The organism is Achromobacter sp. ACM01, assembly GCF_014851745.1.
GTDB classification, from domain to species: domain Bacteria; phylum Pseudomonadota; class Gammaproteobacteria; order Burkholderiales; family Burkholderiaceae_B; genus Achromobacter; species Achromobacter aegrifaciens.
In genome coordinates, this window is record NZ_JACVAF010000004.1 from 336917 (window position 1) to 352944 (window position 16028).

Annotated in this window: 16 protein-coding genes; 5 read left to right on the top strand and 11 right to left on the bottom strand. The window is 66.3% G+C overall.

Translation table 11 applies throughout. The features are described from left to right. Positions 1 to 12: 12 nt before the first annotated feature. The 3 genes from IB268_RS21980 to IB268_RS21990 all read right to left on the bottom strand — a co-directional run bounded on the left by IB268_RS21980 (position 13) and on the right by IB268_RS21990 (position 3395). Positions 13 to 879 carry a D-amino acid aminotransferase gene (locus tag IB268_RS21980; RefSeq protein WP_054457068.1) on the bottom strand — a complete coding sequence of 289 codons (867 nt, stop codon included), beginning with the start codon at positions 877 to 879 and terminating at the stop codon, positions 13 to 15. A 129-nt stretch (positions 880 to 1008) separates the two neighbouring features. Further along, positions 1009 to 2274, bottom strand: coding sequence for a D-alanyl-D-alanine carboxypeptidase family protein (locus IB268_RS21985; protein ID WP_118933510.1), 1266 nt, complete (start codon positions 2272 to 2274; stop codon positions 1009 to 1011). Between the two features lie 155 nt (positions 2275 to 2429). After that, the gene (locus IB268_RS21990; protein WP_175159963.1) at positions 2430 to 3395 is read right to left on the bottom strand and encodes a GlxA family transcriptional regulator; all 966 of its coding nucleotides are present in this window, start codon (positions 3393 to 3395) and stop codon (positions 2430 to 2432) included. 133 nt (positions 3396 to 3528) lie between these two features. Between IB268_RS21990 and IB268_RS21995 the strand changes: the two genes are divergently transcribed. Further along, positions 3529 to 4170, top strand: a complete 642-nt coding sequence (locus tag IB268_RS21995; RefSeq protein ID WP_125471172.1) for an HD domain-containing protein — start codon at positions 3529 to 3531, stop codon at positions 4168 to 4170. 33 nt (positions 4171 to 4203) lie between these two features. Here IB268_RS21995 and IB268_RS22000 read toward each other — a convergent pair whose 3' ends face one another. The 5 genes from IB268_RS22000 to IB268_RS22020 are packed head-to-tail and all read right to left on the bottom strand — an operon-like array spanning position 4204 to position 8405. Further along, positions 4204 to 4857 (bottom strand): alpha/beta hydrolase, encoded by a 654-nt coding sequence (locus IB268_RS22000; protein ID WP_054457076.1) that lies wholly within the window; start codon positions 4855 to 4857, stop codon positions 4204 to 4206. Between the two features lie 33 nt (positions 4858 to 4890). After that, the gene (locus IB268_RS22005; protein ID WP_054457293.1) at positions 4891 to 5490 is read right to left on the bottom strand and encodes an ABC-type transport auxiliary lipoprotein family protein; all 600 of its coding nucleotides are present in this window, start codon (positions 5488 to 5490) and stop codon (positions 4891 to 4893) included. Further along, a complete protein-coding gene (locus tag IB268_RS22010; RefSeq protein ID WP_192354801.1) occupies positions 5490 to 6446 on the bottom strand; it encodes an MlaD family protein in 957 nt (318 codons plus the stop codon). Before IB268_RS22010 ends, IB268_RS22005 begins: the two co-directional genes overlap by 1 nt. Further along, positions 6433 to 7272 carry an ABC transporter ATP-binding protein gene (locus IB268_RS22015; RefSeq protein ID WP_054457079.1) on the bottom strand — a complete coding sequence of 280 codons (840 nt, stop codon included), beginning with the start codon at positions 7270 to 7272 and terminating at the stop codon, positions 6433 to 6435. Before IB268_RS22015 ends, IB268_RS22010 begins: the two co-directional genes overlap by 14 nt. Next, on the bottom strand, positions 7272 to 8405 hold the full coding sequence (locus tag IB268_RS22020) for an ABC transporter permease (protein ID WP_054457082.1): 1134 nt from the start codon (positions 8403 to 8405) through the stop codon (positions 7272 to 7274). Before IB268_RS22020 ends, IB268_RS22015 begins: the two co-directional genes overlap by 1 nt. 93 nt (positions 8406 to 8498) lie before the next feature. On the opposite strand from IB268_RS22020, the gene IB268_RS22025 reads away from it, so the two are divergent. Genes IB268_RS22025 through IB268_RS22035 form a run of 3 tightly spaced genes read left to right on the top strand, consistent with a single transcriptional unit; the run spans position 8499 to position 10340 of the window. Then, on the top strand, positions 8499 to 9347 hold the full coding sequence (locus IB268_RS22025) for a biotin--[acetyl-CoA-carboxylase] ligase (RefSeq protein ID WP_175212989.1): 849 nt from the start codon (positions 8499 to 8501) through the stop codon (positions 9345 to 9347). Then, on the top strand, positions 9344 to 10150 hold the full coding sequence (locus tag IB268_RS22030; protein WP_054457085.1) for a type III pantothenate kinase: 807 nt from the start codon (positions 9344 to 9346) through the stop codon (positions 10148 to 10150). The genes IB268_RS22025 and IB268_RS22030 overlap by 4 nt, the downstream gene beginning before the upstream one ends. A 16-nt stretch (positions 10151 to 10166) precedes the next feature. Beyond that, positions 10167 to 10340, top strand: a complete 174-nt coding sequence (locus IB268_RS22035; RefSeq protein ID WP_192354802.1) for a hypothetical protein — start codon at positions 10167 to 10169, stop codon at positions 10338 to 10340. 34 nt (positions 10341 to 10374) lie between these two features. Here IB268_RS22035 and IB268_RS22040 read toward each other — a convergent pair whose 3' ends face one another. The 3 genes from IB268_RS22040 to IB268_RS22050 all read right to left on the bottom strand — a co-directional run bounded on the left by IB268_RS22040 (position 10375) and on the right by IB268_RS22050 (position 13831). After that, entirely contained in the window at positions 10375 to 11676 is a 1302-nt protein-coding gene (locus tag IB268_RS22040) for a 3-deoxy-D-manno-octulosonic acid transferase (protein ID WP_192354803.1), read from the bottom strand. A 1-nt stretch (position 11677) separates the two neighbouring features. Beyond that, on the bottom strand, positions 11678 to 12718 hold the full coding sequence (gene waaC, locus IB268_RS22045) for a lipopolysaccharide heptosyltransferase I (protein ID WP_192354804.1): 1041 nt from the start codon (positions 12716 to 12718) through the stop codon (positions 11678 to 11680). 192 nt (positions 12719 to 12910) lie between these two features. Then, on the bottom strand, positions 12911 to 13831 hold the full coding sequence (locus IB268_RS22050) for an NAD-dependent epimerase/dehydratase family protein (protein WP_192354805.1): 921 nt from the start codon (positions 13829 to 13831) through the stop codon (positions 12911 to 12913). 270 nt (positions 13832 to 14101) lie between these two features. Between IB268_RS22050 and IB268_RS22055 the strand changes: the two genes are divergently transcribed. Further along, positions 14102 to 16015: a nucleoside-diphosphate sugar epimerase/dehydratase gene (locus tag IB268_RS22055; protein WP_125471179.1), complete on the top strand. Its 1914-nt coding sequence runs from the start codon at positions 14102 to 14104 to the stop codon at positions 16013 to 16015. The last annotated feature ends 13 nt before the right edge of the window (positions 16016 to 16028 follow it).

Sequence of the window (16028 nt, forward strand, 5' to 3'; positions counted from 1 at the left end):
GTATCGCCGGACTCAGAGCGCGGCGATGCGGGCATCATAACCCGCCCGCAATTGCGCAAAAACAGGGCCGGGCTTGCCCGAGCCCACCGGCTTGCCGTCCAGCGAGACGATGGCCAGCACTTCCTTGGTGGCCGAGGACAGCATCAGCTCGTCGGCCTCTTCCACCTCTTGCCGCGAGATCGGGCGCGACTCGAACGGGATGCCGGCCTCGGCGGCCAGCTCGCCCATCAGGCCATAGCGGATACCTTCCAGGATGAGGTTGTTCTTGGGCGGCGCCAGCAGCTTGCCGCCGGAGACCACCCAGATATTGGTGGACGAGCCTTCGGTCAGATAGCCGTCGCGGAACTGCACCACTTCGTCGACCTGCGCATCGACGGCCTGCTGCTTGGCCAGCACGTTGCCCAGCAACGACACCGATTTGATCTCGCAATGCAGCCAGCGCTCGTCCGGGATGCTGATGGCGCTCAAGCCGCGTTCGCGCTGCGCGGCAGGCGGCGGCGCCCACGCCGAGATCATGCCGAAAACCGTCGGAGCCACGGGCGTCGAGGGGAACTGGTGGTCGCGCTTGGCCACGCCGCGCGTCACCTGCAGGTAGACGATGCAGGTTTCAAGGTTGGTGCGCGCCAGCAATTGCTGGATCAGGTCGATCCAGCCCGCGCGGTCGAAGGGCTGCGCGATCCGCAAGGCAGCCAGGCTGCGGTCCAGGCGGTTGAGGTGTTCGGCCATGCGGAACGCATTGCCTTGGTACACGGGGACGACTTCGTAGATGCCATCGCCGAAAATGAAGCCGCGGTCCAGGACGGAGACCTTGGCCTCGTCCACGCGCAGAAACTCACCGTTGAGATACACCTGGCTTTCGCCCGGCACGCCCGGAATCATGAGGCACTCCTGAATATGAAATGGAGAGGGACGAACCGTCCGGTCCGTCCCGTGAATAGAGCACGGGCGTTTCATGCGAAACGCCCGTTGCTAGCTTACACCCGCGTTAGCGCCCGCGGCGCGGCGGAATTACTCGAACCAGCGCTTGACGGTATCGACCATGCGGCCGAAGAAGCCGGCGCGTTCGACCGCGTCCTGCACCACCAGCGGTTCGGTGCGCAGCACCTTGCCGTCCAGCGTGAACTGCAGGGTGCCGACCTGCTGGCCCTTGGCCAGCGGGGCGATCAGCGGATCCGTGCGCTGCGCCACCGGCTTCAGGTCGCCGGCCTTGCCGCGCGGCACCGCGATCGACACGGGGTTGGGCGGGCCCAGCTTGACGTTTTCAACCGTGCCTTCCCAGACGCGCGCATCGATGCCGGGCTGGCTCTTGTCGAACAGCTTCACGGTATCGAAGTTCTGGAAGCTCCAGTTCAGAAGCTTCAGGCTTTCCTCGGCGCGCGTGGCTTCGCTGTCCGTGCCCACCACGACCACCAGGATGCGGCGGTCGCCGCGTACCGCGGTCGACACCAGGCAATAGCCGGCCGAATCGGTGTGGCCGGTCTTCATGCCGTCCACCGACGGGTCGGCCCACAGCAGGCGATTGCGGTTGGGCTGGGTGATCTTGTTGTAGGTGTAGCTCTTCTGCTTGTAGTAGTGGAAGTGGTCCGGATGATCGGTGATCAGGTGCGACGACAGGATCGCCAGATCGCGCGTGGACGTCATGTGCTGGGGATCGGGCAGACCCGTGGCGTTCATGAAGTGCGTGTTGCGCATGCCCAGGCGTTCGGCTTCCTGGTTCATCAGCGAAGCGAACGAAGCCTCGCTGCCGCCCACGGCCTCGGCCAGGGCCACGGAGGCGTCGTTGCCGGACTGCACGATCATGCCCTGGTTGAGTTCGTCGACCGTGACCGGCTTGCGCGGTTCGATGAACATGCGCGAACCGCCCGTGCGCCAGGCGCGCTCGGACACCGGCACGGTCTGCTCCAGCGTCAGGCGCTTTTCGTCCAGCGCGTTGAACACGACATAGGCCGTCATGATCTTGGTGAGCGATGCCGGTTCCACCTTCATGTCCGGGTTGGAAGCGGCCAGGGTCTGGCCGCTGTTCACGTCCATCACGATCCAGGCCTTGGCCGCGATCGTGGGGGCCGGCACGGCCGAGACGTCGCCCACGGGCACCACCGCCGAAGCATTCGGCGCCGGGGCCGCGGCGCCGGCAGCTGCGGCGGGCGCCGCGGCGGGAGCCTGCTGCGCCCAGACCGGCATCGAAGCCGCCAGCATGGCTGACAGCACCGCGCCTGACAGCAGGCGACGGGTAAAGACAACGGGGGAGTGAGCGGAGTAAGGCAAATTCTTCATCGGCAACGTGGGTCCAGTAATGACGCCCGCCGGCGCGGGGCAAGTGGCTGACAATTATAGGCAGTCGATCAGACCCGTCCGGCCCGCTCGGGGTTCCCGCGCATTTAAAACATGCAACTTGATGCAACCTGCCGGCCTCGGGATGTGGCAACGGATCAATCCGTACCGCCGCCGTGATGCCGGCGGTACACGGCCGGAGAAACCCCCACGTGCTTGACGAAGGCGCGACGCAAGGTGTCGACGTTGGCAAAGCCGCATTGCGCGGCCGCCTGCTTGGGCGTGGCGGCGCCCGCCTCCAGCAGCGCGCGGGCCGCAGCGATGCGCGTCATCTCCACCCACGCGGCCGGCGTGACGCCGACCTCGGCATGGAACAGCCGCGCAAAATGCCGGGGACTCAGGCCGGCGTGCTCGGCCAGCGCGTCCACCGACAACGGCAGCCCGGGATTGCCGGCGACCCAGCGCTGGACTTCTTGCAGGGCCGAGCGCCCGACCGGACCGGCCTGCCCCTTGCGGCTGAACTGCAGTTGTCCACCGGGGCGCTTGAAGAACATCACCAACTGCGCAGCCACGTTGGCAGCCACCTCCCGGCCCAGATCCTCCTCCACCAGCGACAGCGCCAGATCCAGGCCGGCCGTGACGCCGGCGGAAGTGCGCACCTTGCCGTCGCGCACATGCAGGGCGTCTTCCTCGACGGTCACCTTGGGATAGGCCAGGCGCAATTGCGCAGCCGCGTTCCAATGGGTCGTCACGCGCCGGCCATCCAGCAGGCCGGCTGCGGCCAGCATGAACGCGCCAGTGCAGACGGAGCCATAGCGCCGGGCGCCCCGGGCCGTCACGCGCAGCCAGCGCAAGGCGGAACTGCTGAGCATTGCGCTGGCGGCCTGCGGCGTGCCGGCGACCAACAGGGTATCGAGACGCGCGATCGGATCGCCCACCGCCAGGTCGGGCAGCAGGCGCGCGCCCGACGAACAGCGGATGGGCCCGGCCTCATAGCCCACCACGCGCAGCGCATATAGCTCGCGTCCAAGTTCGGCATTGGCCTGGGCGAATACGTCCAGGGGCCCGGAGACATCCAGCATCTGGACGCCGGGCAGCGCAAGAATGGCTATCGTCTTGGTCATGGCATCGCGCCTGGCCGCCAGGCGTCGGGAAATCGCATGTTTTGGCTGGATCTGGCGTATTACGACAATTGAAGCCATTCTAGTGCGGCGGGAGAATTTATCGAACCCCCAACCCCACGCAAGGACTCCCGCCATGAACCCTGTCATCGACGGCATTCAGATCCCCGACAGCAAGCTCGCCCGCGAAATCACGGAATTGGTGCGCGACACCGCCACGCCGCTGCTGTTCCACCACTCCAGCCGTGTCTACTACTTCGGCGCGCTTGCCGGCAAGCGGCGCGGACTGAAGTTCGACCCGGAATTGCTCTATTGCGGCTGCATGTTCCACGACATGGGCCTGACGCATCAGCACAGCAGCGACTGCTGCCGCTTCGAAGTGGACGGCGCCAACGCGGCGCGCGATTTCCTTGGCAGCCGCGGCATCGCCCAACAAGACATCGATCTGGTGTGGACCGCCATTGCGCTGCACACGACGCCCGGCATTCCCGAATTCATGCATCCGGTGGTCGCGCTGGTGACGGCGGGCGTGGAAATGGACGTGCTGGGCCTGACCTACGGCGACTACAGCGACACCCAGCGCGAAGCCGTGGTCGCTGCGCATCCACGCGGGCCAGGCTTCAAGGAAGAAATCATCCAGGCGTTCTACGACGGCATCAAACACAAGCCGCAGACGACCTTCGGCAACGTCAAGGCCGATGTCATCGCCGACAAGGAACCGGCCTTCAGGCCCGGCAATTTTTGCAGCGTGATCCGCGGCTCGCGCTGGCCGGGCTGAACCTGCTGCGCCGCGCAAGCGGCGCCCCCGGTTTTAGTCCAGCGCAACCTTCAGCCGCGCCTGCACCAACTGGCGCAGCACCAGGAGCTTGCCGTGGAAGAAGTGCGATGCGCCAGGCACCACCACCACGGGGATGGAACGCGGGCGCGCCCAGTCCATGGCTTCGGACAGCGGCACGACTTCGTCTTCCTCGCCGTGCACCATCAGCGTATCGTCCGGCACCTGCACTTCGTGCGACTGGAAGCGGTTCACGGCGGGGCCCATCAGCATCAGGGCAGAGGGCAGTACCGTGTCGCCCTGCTCGGCGAGGGCGGCATAGGTCTGCGCGGCGACGGCAGTGCCGAACGAAAAACCAGCCAGTACCCACGGCGCCTGGGCCAGTTCCGGGTGCAGCTCGCGCATCTGCGCCACGACCGCCAGCATGTCCTGGGTTTCGCCCACGGATTTGTCGAAGACGCCCTCGGACTGCCCGACGCCGCGGAAATTGGGCCGCACCGCGACCAGGCCATGCTGCACGCAGGCGCGCGACAGGGTCGTGACCACCTTGTTCTCGCGCGCGCCGCCCTGCAGCGGGTGCGGATGCAGAACCAGCGCCCAGCCTCGCGGCGTACCCGCGGGCCAGTCCACGGCGCAATCGATGCGGCCGGCGGCTCCGTTGAAGGCGTGGGTTTCAGTGCGTGCGGACATGGCGTGACTCAGGATGCGGGAAAAACAGCGATCTTAACCGCCCGGCCTGGCGGCGGGCTTGGGCGTCGTGGCAAGCCACTGCGCCAATTGGTCCGCGGCATCGTCCGTCGCCTGACGCAATGCCGCGACTCCGCCCTGCGCGTCCTGCGTGGGCGCGGGCGCGCGGGCCTCGATGCGCGTCTGGCCCACCACGCTGCGGCCGCTGAGCAAGACCGCCTGCAGCAGCACGCGGCCTTCGCTGGACTGGCCGTCGGCCGCGAATACCTGTTCGAACTGGGACAACGACACCTGCAATTGCGGCGTCTGCAGGGTGACGCGCTCGTCCAGCACCGGCCCCTGGCGCGACAGGCGCTCCGTGAGGCGCTGACGCACCAGGTCCGCCGGCGGCGAGGCCCAGCGGTAACTGGCATAGGCCTTGGGCGCGGCGCTGTCTCCCACGCGCCAGATCACCCCCGTGTCGGACAGGCTGGGCACGGCCTGGAAGACCAGCGCAAGCGGCGCGCGCGCGGGCAAGGCCGGCGTGGGCCGGGAGTCCAGGCCCAGGTCGAATACCGAAGGCGGGGCTGCCACGCGGCCGATGCCGCAACCGGCCAGGGCCAGCGTCAGGATTAGAACGGCGCTACGCATCTTCATCATTTGGGCGATCTCCCGAAGCCTGCAAAACCGGCCTCGCCGGGCCCGGGCTCGCGGGGCGCCGGGCCGAACAGGAACGATTGCGGCGTGTTGTCCACACGGCGCAGAGTAACGGTGGCGCCGCGCGCGGCCGCGCTGACGTTGGTGGCCATGCTGGTGATGGCGGGCAGGGTCTCGCCATCCAGCCGCGCGGCGGCCAGGGCGATGTCGTTGAGGCTGCTGGTGGCGGCGGACAGGGGACCATCCGGCGCGTTCAGGCGCGCCAGCGACTGGCGGGCCTGCGCCGCCAGGTCGGCGACTTCCCGCGCGGCGCGGTCGGCCTGGCGCGAGGTCTTGTCCAGCGAATCGATCAGGGGACCGAGCTTGGCCAGCGTAGGCGCCAGATCCTGGCTGGCCCCCCTGAGCGACTGGGTGATGTCGTTGGCGTTCTGCAGGCTGGCGGTGAGCGCTTGCACGTTCTGCTCGCTGAGCACGCGCCGCAGCTGCTCGGTGACCTCCTCGACGTTGGAGATCAGCTTGCCGCCACGCTGCTCGATGCGGTCGAGAAAACCGGGGCGCAGCGGAATGGCTGCCGGATGCGCGGCCGACGACGCCAGCCGCTTCATCGAGGTGCCGTCATCGCGCAGCTCCACGTTGGAAATGCCGGTCACGCCCTGCACGCCCAGTTCGGCCCAGGTGGACTCGGTGATCGGCGTGTTGGGCGCCACGCCGATGCGGATGCGCACCTGCCCGGGCTTGTCCGGGTTCAGGGCCAGGGACTGCACCTTGCCCACTGGCACGCCCTGATAGCGCACCGTGGACTGCGGGTTCAGGCCGCTGACGGCGGTCGCGGAGATGATTTCGTATGGCTGCAGCTGAGTCCGGTCGCGTCCGATCCAGATGGCCACCAAGGCGGCTGCGGCCAGCAAGGCCAGCGTGAAGATGCCGGCCATGAGCGCATGACTACGGTTTTCCATGATGCAATCCCTTCGGCGCCAGATCCCCCAGCGCGCGCAGACCGCGCTCGCCCAGGAAGAACGTGTGAATGAACGGGTGATCGACCTTCAATACTTCCGGCACCGTGTCGCACACGATCACCCGTTTGTCCGCCAGCACGGCGACGCGCGTGGCCAGCGCCAGCAGCGTGTCCAGGTCGTGCGTCACCATGACGACGGTGAATCCCAATTGCCGGTGCAGGCTGCGCACCAGGTCCACGAACTCATCGGAGCGCAGGGGGTCCAGGCCAGCCGTGGGTTCGTCCAGGAACAGCAGCTCCGGATCCAGCGACAGCGCACGCGCCAGCGCCACGCGCTTGACCATGCCGCCGGACAGGTCCGACGGCCGCTTGTCGGCATCGCGCGCCGACAGGCCCACCATCGCCAGCCGGCACATGACGACATCGCGCACCAGGTCTTCCGGCACGGTGCGCAGTTCGCGCAGCGGCAAGGCCACATTGTCGAACACCGACAGCGCGGAGAACAACGCCCCCGCCTGGAACAGCATGCCCCAGCGATAGGACAGCCGCCGGCGTTCAGCCGCCGTCAGTTCGAACAGCGAATGACCCAGCACCCGCACCGTGCCCGCGGCCGGCCGGTCCAACCCGATGATCTGCCGCAGCAGCACCGTCTTGCCCGTGCCCGAGCCGCCCACCAGCACCAGGATCTCGCCGGGGAAGACGGTCAGGTCCAAATTGTCGTGCACCACGTGGTCGCCAAACGCCGTGCGCAGCCCGCGCACGGTGATGACGGGTTCTACCGTAACGCCATCCTCGGTGAAAAGCTTGTGCTGGGCGGCGCTGTTCATCAGATGCCCACCGAGCTGAAAATCACGGCATACAGCGCGTCCAGCAGGATCACGCCGGTAATCGAGGTGACCACCGATGTGGTGGTGCCGCGACCCAGGCTTTCCGTGTTGGGCTGGATGCGCAGCCCGAAATGGCAGGCGATCAGCGCGATCAGCATGCCGAAGGTCACGCCCTTGAGGATGCCGATCCAGTAGTTGGTCAGCGAAATCGCGTCCGGCAGCGACTGCAGGAACCATTGCGCCGACACGCCCAGCTGCATCTGCGCGGCGAGCATGCCGCCCAACAGCGCCATGGCGTCCGTCCACAGCACCAATAACGGCATGGTCACAGCCAGCGCCACCACTCGCGGCAGGATCAGGCGTTGCCCATGCGAAATGCCCATGACCAGCATCGCATCGAGTTCCTGCGTCACCCGCATCACGCCGATCTGCGCCGTGATGGCCGAGCCCGAACGGCCCGCCACCAGGATGGCGGCCAGCACCGGCCCCAGTTCGCGCACGATGGATACGCCCAGCAGGCGCACGATGAAACGGTCGGCGCCGAACATCTGCAGCTGCTGCGCCGACAGGTAGGACAGCACCACGCCAATCAGGAACCCGACCAGCGCCGTGATGCCCAGCGCCTGAGCGCCGGTGCGGTACACCTGCGCCGAAATTTCGCGCCACGGCCCCAGCCGCGGGCGCAGCAGCATGCCACCCAGGTCCAGGACCAGTTGCCCCAACATGATGAGCAAGGCGCGGCCATTGTCGATAGCCTGGAAGATCGCCTCGCCCATCGCACGCAGCCAGCTCAATGGGTCGCGCTTGGGCGCGGCGGCCGGGGTCTCGCCCTTGTTCAGGGCCAGCGCGTTGAAAACGTCCTGCTGGCCGGCGGACCAGCGCACGCGCTCGGGCAGCTTGTGGCCCCAGGCTTCCCAGATCAGCAGCGCGCCTATCGTGTCCAGCCGGCCGATGCCGTGCAGGTCCCAGCGCGCGCCGCCATCGGTGGCGCAGGCCAGCGCCTCGCGGCGGCGTTGGACCTCTCCAGGCTCTGCCAGCGCCAGCACGCTCCAGTCGCCGGCCACATGGCACACGCCTCCTTCGAAACGGAAGGGCGCGGCGGCGGCAGGTGCGGACGAAGCGGAATGCGGCATGAAGACAGAATACCGATGCAAAATGTATCGCCAATCATAAACGCTGGCGCCGGCAGACCGCGAGCGCGGGCCGCGTGCCCTACAATCGCCGCCATGTCCGCTCAAGCCAGCCCCATCGACCTGCCCGCGCCGGAAACCCTGGCCCGCACGCTCAGCACGCGCCTGCCCGCCTTCCAGGACATCTCCTGGATCGGTAGCACCGGATCGACCAATGCCGACCTCCTGGCCCGCGCTCGCGCAGGCAGCGGCGGCAAACCCTGGCTGCTGGGCACGCACCTGCAGGAAACCGGCCGCGGCCGCGCCGGCCGTCCGTGGCAGAACCGCACGGGCTCCACGCTGATGTTCTCCTGTGCCTTCGACGTGCACCTGCCGCCCGCGCAACTGCCCGCCCTGTCGCCGCTGGCCGGCATCGCCGCCTGCGAAGCTCTGCGCACCGTCGCCGGCCCGCAAGCCGCCGGGCTGTGCATGAAGTGGCCCAACGACGTGCAGTGGCACGACGCCAAGCTGGCAGGCGTACTGGTCGAGACCACCCGCAACCCCGGCGGCAGCGAGGCGGGCCATACGGTCGTCATCGGCATGGGCGTGAACCTGACCGACGCCGCCCGGCTGTCGCTCGCGCTGGAACGCGAAATCGCCGACTGGAGCCAGGTGCAGGCAGCCGCCGCCCGCCAGGCCTCCGCCGCCGACCTGGTCTGCGCCAGCGCCATGGCCTGGCTGGAAGCGGTCCAGACCCTGGAGCGCGAAGGATTTGGCGCCTTCAGGCCGCGTTTCGACCAGGTGGACGCTTTGGCCGGCCGCAAGGTCAACGTGCTGGACAAGGGCGCTATTCTTCTAGGCGGCACCGCCTGCGGCGTGGACGAACAAGGCCGCCTGCTGGTGCAAACCCCCGAGGGCACCCAACCGATCCTGGTCGGTGAAATCTCGATTCGACGCCAAGCATGATTATTCTCATCGACTCCGGCAACAGCCGTCTCAAGGTGGGTTGGCTGGATGCCAGCAACCCCGACACGCCGCGCGAACCCGCGGCGGTCGCCTTCGACGGGCTGGACCTGGACGCCCTGGACCGCTGGCTGTCCGCCTTGCCGCGCCGCCCCTTGCGCGCGCTGGGCGTGAACGTCGCCGGCGAGGCCCGCGGCGCGGCCATCGCCGCCATCCTGCAAAAACATGGCTGCACGGTGACCTGGTCGCCGTCGCAAGCAACCACGCTGGGGTTGGTCAACAGCTACAAGACGCCCACGCAGCTGGGCGCCGACCGCTGGGCCTCACTGCTGGGCGTGCTGTCGCGCCTGCCTGGCGCGCACCCGCCCTTCGTGCTGGCCAGCTTCGGCACCGCCACCACCATCGACACCGTCGGCCCCGACAACGTCTTTGCCGGCGGCCTGATCCTGCCAGGCCCGGCCATGATGCGCAGCGCCCTGGCCCACGGCACCGCCAACCTGCCCATCGCCAACGGCCAGGTCGTGGCCTATCCCACGGACACGCACGAAGCCATTGCCTCCGGCATCGCCGCCGCGCAGGCCGGCGCCGTCGTGCGCCAATGGCTGGCGGGACGCCAGCGCTACGGCCAGACGCCGCAGATCTACGCGGCGGGCGGCGGTTGGCCTGAAGTGCATCAGGAAATCGAACGCCTGCTGGCGGACGCGGGCGGCACCGAAGGTGCGGCCCCCGTGCCCATCTATCTGGATCACCCCGTCCTGGACGGCCTGGCCGCGGTCGCCCGCGCCACCCTGGACGACCAAGCCTGAACGGGAGACCCCGGCCATGCGCGTGCTCTTCATCCTCATCCTGCTGGCGAATCTGGGGGTTTATGCGCTGGGCCAGGGCTGGCTGGGCGTGCGTCCCGAGGACGAAGGCCGCGACCCGCGCCGCTTCAATCAGGAACTCAATCCGGGCGCGGTGACGCTGGTTCCCAAGACCCCTCCTGCCTCCCCCTGAAGCCCCATCCGGCGCACACGCCGTGGACCGGGCGCTAGCCCCCCTTTCCTGCCTCCAACCAAGGCGCCAGCGCGTCCAGCGTGCGCCCCGTGGCTCCCGAATGCATGCGAAACCATGCCAGCGCCGCCTCAGCCGTGCGCTGGCGGCGCGGCTCGTCCGTCAGCAATGCCATGGCCGCTTCCACCGCCTGGCCAGCGTCGGCCGCACGCAGCACCGCGCCCGCCGCGATGGCGTCTTCCGCCGCCTGCTTGAAATTGAAGGTGTGCGGGCCCACGATGACCGGCACGCCCGCCGCACAAGCCTCAATCAGATTCTGCCCGCCCAGCGGCGCAAAGCTGCCCGCCACGATCGCGACATCCGAAGCGGCATAGTGGAACGCCATCTCGCCCAACGTGTCGCCCAGCAGCACCGCCGTACCCGGTCCCGGCGCTACGCCTTCGGAACGCCGGACATACGGCAGCCCGGCCTCCGACAACAGACGCGCAGCCTCGTCAAAGCGCTGCGGATGACGCGGAATCAACAGGAACAAGGGCGCGCCCGGCACCGCGGCGTGACGCTTGATGGCCTCGATGAAACCGCTATCCTCGCCCTCCCGCGTACTGGCCACCGCCACCACACGCCGGCCCAGCTGTTCGCGCCAGGCTTGCCCCGCGGCAACCTGCGGCGCCGGCAAGACCAGATCGAATTTCAGATTGCCCGTCACGACGGGCTGCGGCGCCCCAGCCTGCACCAGCCGGTCCGCGTCCTCCGCGGTCTGCGCCAGCACCGAGTCAAGCCCGCCCAGCGCTTCACGCATCACGCCGCCCATCCTGCCCGCCTGGCGCAGCGACGACGCCGAAAACCGGGCGCTCACCAACGCCATGGGCACGCCAGCGCCGCGCGCGGCCGCCAGCAGGTTCGGCCAGATCTCGCGTTCGATGAGCAGGCCGCAACGCGGCCGATACGCCGCCATGAAACGGCGGGTTGCGCCGGGAAAGTCATAAGGCAGCCATGCCTGGCGCAACTGGCCGTGGGCGATCGCATCCGCGTACTGGCGTGCGCCCTCGGCCCGGCCGGTGGCTGTCATGTGCGTCAGCAACACCGGCAGGCCGCGGTCCAGCAAGGCTTGCAGCAGAGGCTGTGCGGCGCGCGTCTCGCCCAGGCTGACGGCATGCACCCAGACCGGTGCGGTCCAGGACGCGGCAGCGGCTGTAGCCGTGGCAGGCGCGGCGTGGCCGAAGCGTTCAGAAGAGAAGATTTCCCATTGTCCGCCCGCGCGCCGGGCGCGGTGGCCCATCCACAGCCAGACCAGCGGTGATAGAGCCCTGAGCGCCAGCGAGTAAACGCCGCGATTCATGTCACTGGGCGGCCAAGGCCTGCTCCACCGCCGCCATCACGGCCTCGCGCGACGGCGAAGCCCCGCGGTCGCCCAGGCTGGCGGTGTAGCTGGAACCGACCAGCGGGGTGCGCACCGGCGTGGAGGCACGGTAAATGCCGATGGTGGGACGGCCCAGGGCAGCCGACAGGTGGGTCAGACCGCTGTCCAGCCCCACCATCAGGCGGGACCCAGCCAGCAAACGCGCCACTGCCGTCAGGTCCATGCGGGGCATCACCTCAGCCCCATCCATGCCGGCGATCAGCAAGCGGGCCCGCTCGGCCTCCTGCTCGTTCCCCGCCAACAATTTCAGGGTGCAGCCGGCCTCGCGCAGGCGGCGGAACACGACGCGCCAGTCTTCTTCCGGCCAGAGTTTGTCGTCGCGGCTGGCCGACGGCATGATCACGGCGTAGCCGCGGTCCGTATCCAGATGGTGCAAGCGCGGCAGTTCGCCGACGTTCATACCCTCGCTGCCGACTTCCAGCACCGGGTCCGCCGCAGGCTGCGTCGCCTGCCGCGCAAAAGCCTGCAGACCGAAATCGGGCGCACCGGCGTATTGGTAGCCGAACGTCAGGGCAGCCAGCTTGCGCTGGCGGATCACCGCCGGCTGCCAGAATTCCACCCTGTGCCGCACGTTGTAGAACAGCGACGCCAACGGCTCGCGCGCCGAGCGCCAGTCCAGCCCGTGCCGTACGCCACGGGTCTGGCGCACCAGCCAGGCGGATTTCAGCAAGGCCTGCATGTCGAGCACGATGTCGTACTGTTTGGACCGCAGGCGTTCCTTCAGCGCCCGGCGCTCGGCCCGGACCTGCGTAGACCACCAGGCCTTGCGCCAGCGCCTATGGGCCACCTTGATGACTTCATTGACTGCTGGATGCCATGCCGGGATGTCCGCAAAAGCTTCTTCTGCAATCCAGTCGATCTCCGCGTCCGGCACATGCCGGGCGATGTCGGATATGGCGGGCAGCATGTGCACCAGATCGCCTAGTGAAGAAGTGCGAACAATGAGGATGCGTGTTGGCATTGACAAAAGCACAAAAGACCGCATGACGCGGAGTCGAAATCATCCGCCGATGCAGGGCGGCATCCGCAGCGAAGAATTTCGGCAATTTACAACAAACTGCACCAGTCATGCGGCCGCGTTTCATCAGGCCTAGAGCCGCCCTCCAGGTAGGAACGCCTGGAAAAAATGCCGAATATCTATTTCCGTGCCGGCTCAGACAACTTCGAACGGCAAGGATCTAGGCATGAATTGCAGCGTTTTGCGGATGGCAGCGTCGTCGACCTGCAAGGTCCCCGTGAGCTGCTCATAGGCGCCACGTTGGCCGGCAGCCTGCGCCAACATACGCAACATGAAAGACGGGAAAGGAATCAAACGCACTGGCCGACCGACGTCCTTGGCCACGCCACGCAAGATATCCGGCGTCGAATAGTCCTGCAGGTCCCGTACATGAAATACATGACCAGGCGCATCAGCATGCTGCAAGCAAGCCAATAGCGCGGCCGACAGGTTATCCACATGCACCAAGCTGCGTTGGTTGTGCACGTTACGCAATGGCAGCGGCACGCCGGCCCGAACCCAACGGGCCATCCGCGCCATATTGCCCGGCGCGCCCTTGCCGTAAACCAACGGAGGCCGGACGATCACCAGTTCGGCGCCGTAGCGCTGCGCCAGCTCGGCCAGCTTCCGCTCCGCCTTCAATTTGGACTTGCCGTAAGGCGTAGTCGGGCGGCATTCCGTCTGCTCGGTCAACGGAGCCCCCGCCTCGCTGGACGTTCCCACCGCGCCAATAGAACTGACGAACACGAAGCGCTTCACTCCAGAACGAAAAGCGGTGTCGGCCAGTCTGCAAGTCCATTCCACGTTCACCTGCTCAAACAGAAGCTCGTGGTCGGCAGGCGGAGCGCCCAGCACGTGGGCTCGCCCCGCAAGATGGCAGACAGCCTCCATCCCCGACATGGCCTCCAGCAGCGCCGCCTCATCCTCCATATCCGGAATATTGCGCACTTCGACCCGCTCATCGTTCAGAGGCCGGCGTGTCAACAGCCGCAACGAGTGGCCTTGCGCCAACAGATCCCGCACCACCCGTTGCCCGACAAATCCCGTGCCGCCCGTGACTAATATTTTGCTCATCATATTTTCGTAAGTTGTTGTTCAAAAAAGGCACGCCTCGCGCATTGCCAACAAGACATTCGAACTTTCAGGACCGTGTCGCCGGATCTCCGCCAGGCAGCAAGTCCAGGAGCGAGTGATGCGCCCCCCATTTAGTTTCCGCATCCTAATCCCCTCGAGCGCCGCATATTGCAGCACCTCGGATGCCCACGTCGTGCAAGCCGTTGCCGGCGCCCACGCCCGCCTTGGGGCGCGGGCGCGGTTACTCTACCCCGACGGCGTGTTGATACAATCATGCACCCCCAACTCTCTCTATCAGTCGGTGTGACTTTGCGTACATCAATCGGTGCAGTTCGGCAAGCCCTCGTTGACCTTCCGAGATCGGCCAAAAGAGCCCTTGCCATTTCGCTGGACGCGCTGATTCTGTTTGGCGCATTCCAGTTGGCATTATGGCTTCGTTTCGAGCTATTTTTTACGACACCAGACTATCTTTTGCTGTCATTTGCCGCGTGCGCCAGCGGCATCTTCGCGCTCGTCGTATTCGGCACGTATCAATATGTGCTGCGGTACATGACAGACCGCGTAGCCCTTGTCATTGTAGGTGGCGTTCTGGTTTCAATCATGACGGTCACCGCCTGCAGCCTCTTTCTGCAGATGTCCTCCGGGCTTTCGCGCGGCGTGTTGACCATTTACGGCGTCGTGTCCCTGGTGCTGCTGCTGGGCGTACGGTTGGCGGCCATCAAGATCTTGTTTCCGCGCCACCGACTTGGTGATGTCCCGCGGGACAGCGTCGTGCGCGTGCTTATCTATGGCGCAGGCCCGGCTGGCAGCCAATTGGCGCTAGCATTGCGCAACAGTTCGCACTACCGCCCGATCGCGCTGGTCGACGACGACCGCGATAAGACCGGTCTGATGGCCGCTGGCCTCCGCACCTACCCGACGAGCGACGTAGGCGAACTCGTGGAAAGCCACAATATCGGTCAGATCTTGATTGCCAAGCCCACGGCTTCGCGCGAACAAATCAATAACATGGTGGAGATCGGTTCGCAGCACAGTATCCGGGTCCGGATTGTGCCAAATCTGCACGAAATGGTCGATCAGGCCGGCGGGCTGAAAGCTCGCGACCTTCAGATCGAAGACCTGCTGGGCCGCGATGCCGTGGCGCCGCTGCCCGCACTGCTGGGCCGATATGTAACTGGGCATGTGGTCATGGTGTCCGGCGCAGGCGGTTCCATCGGCTCCGAATTGTGCCGCCAAATCCTGGCGCTGCAGCCCCGCCGCCTGGTCTTGCTGGAAATCTCTGAACCCGCTCTGTACTCCATCGGCCAGGACCTCGCCGGGATCAACGCGCAGAATGTGGAAATCGTGTTGCTGCTGGGTTCTGCGGGTGATCAGCGGAATTGCGCAGAACACATGCGCAAGTATGGTGTCGAGACCATCTATCACGCAGCTGCCTATAAGCATGTTCCCCTGGTCGAGCACAATATCCGCGAGGGCATACGCACCAATGCCTTCGGAACGCTGTCCTTCGCCCGTGCCGCCATCGAATCCGGCGTCAAGGATTTCGTGCTGATTTCCACCGATAAGGCCGTTCGGCCCACCAATGTCATGGGGGCAACCAAGCGCCTGGCCGAATTGGTGCTGCAGGCGCTGGCGGACATCCAGACCGGCACCCGCTTCTCGATGGTACGGTTCGGCAATGTGCTGGGCAGCTCGGGCAGTGTCGTCCCTCTGTTCAATCGGCAGATCCAGAACGGCGGACCGGTGACATTGACACATTCGGACATTACCCGCTACTTCATGACCATCCCGGAAGCAGCACAATTGGTGCTCCAAGCAGGAGCCATGGGCGCCTCGGGCTCGGTCTTCGTCCTGGACATGGGGGAACCGGTCCGGATATACGACCTGGCCAAACGCATGATTCAACTGCATGGCCTGACCGTCCGTACGCCGGAATTCCCCGACGGCGACATCGAAATCCGGATCACGGGCCTACGCCCCGGAGAGAAACTCTACGAAGAACTCCTAATCGGTGGAGATGTCTCGCCTACGCAACACCCTCGCATCATGCAGTCGAAGGAACATAGCATTCCTTATGACGAATTGATGAAAGAACTCGAAAGCATGGAACATTCTTTCACTACCGGTGATGAGATCGCCTCCAAGGCGATGCTCAAAAAGCTCGTGATTGAATATACTCCGTCCTGAATTCAATTAGACA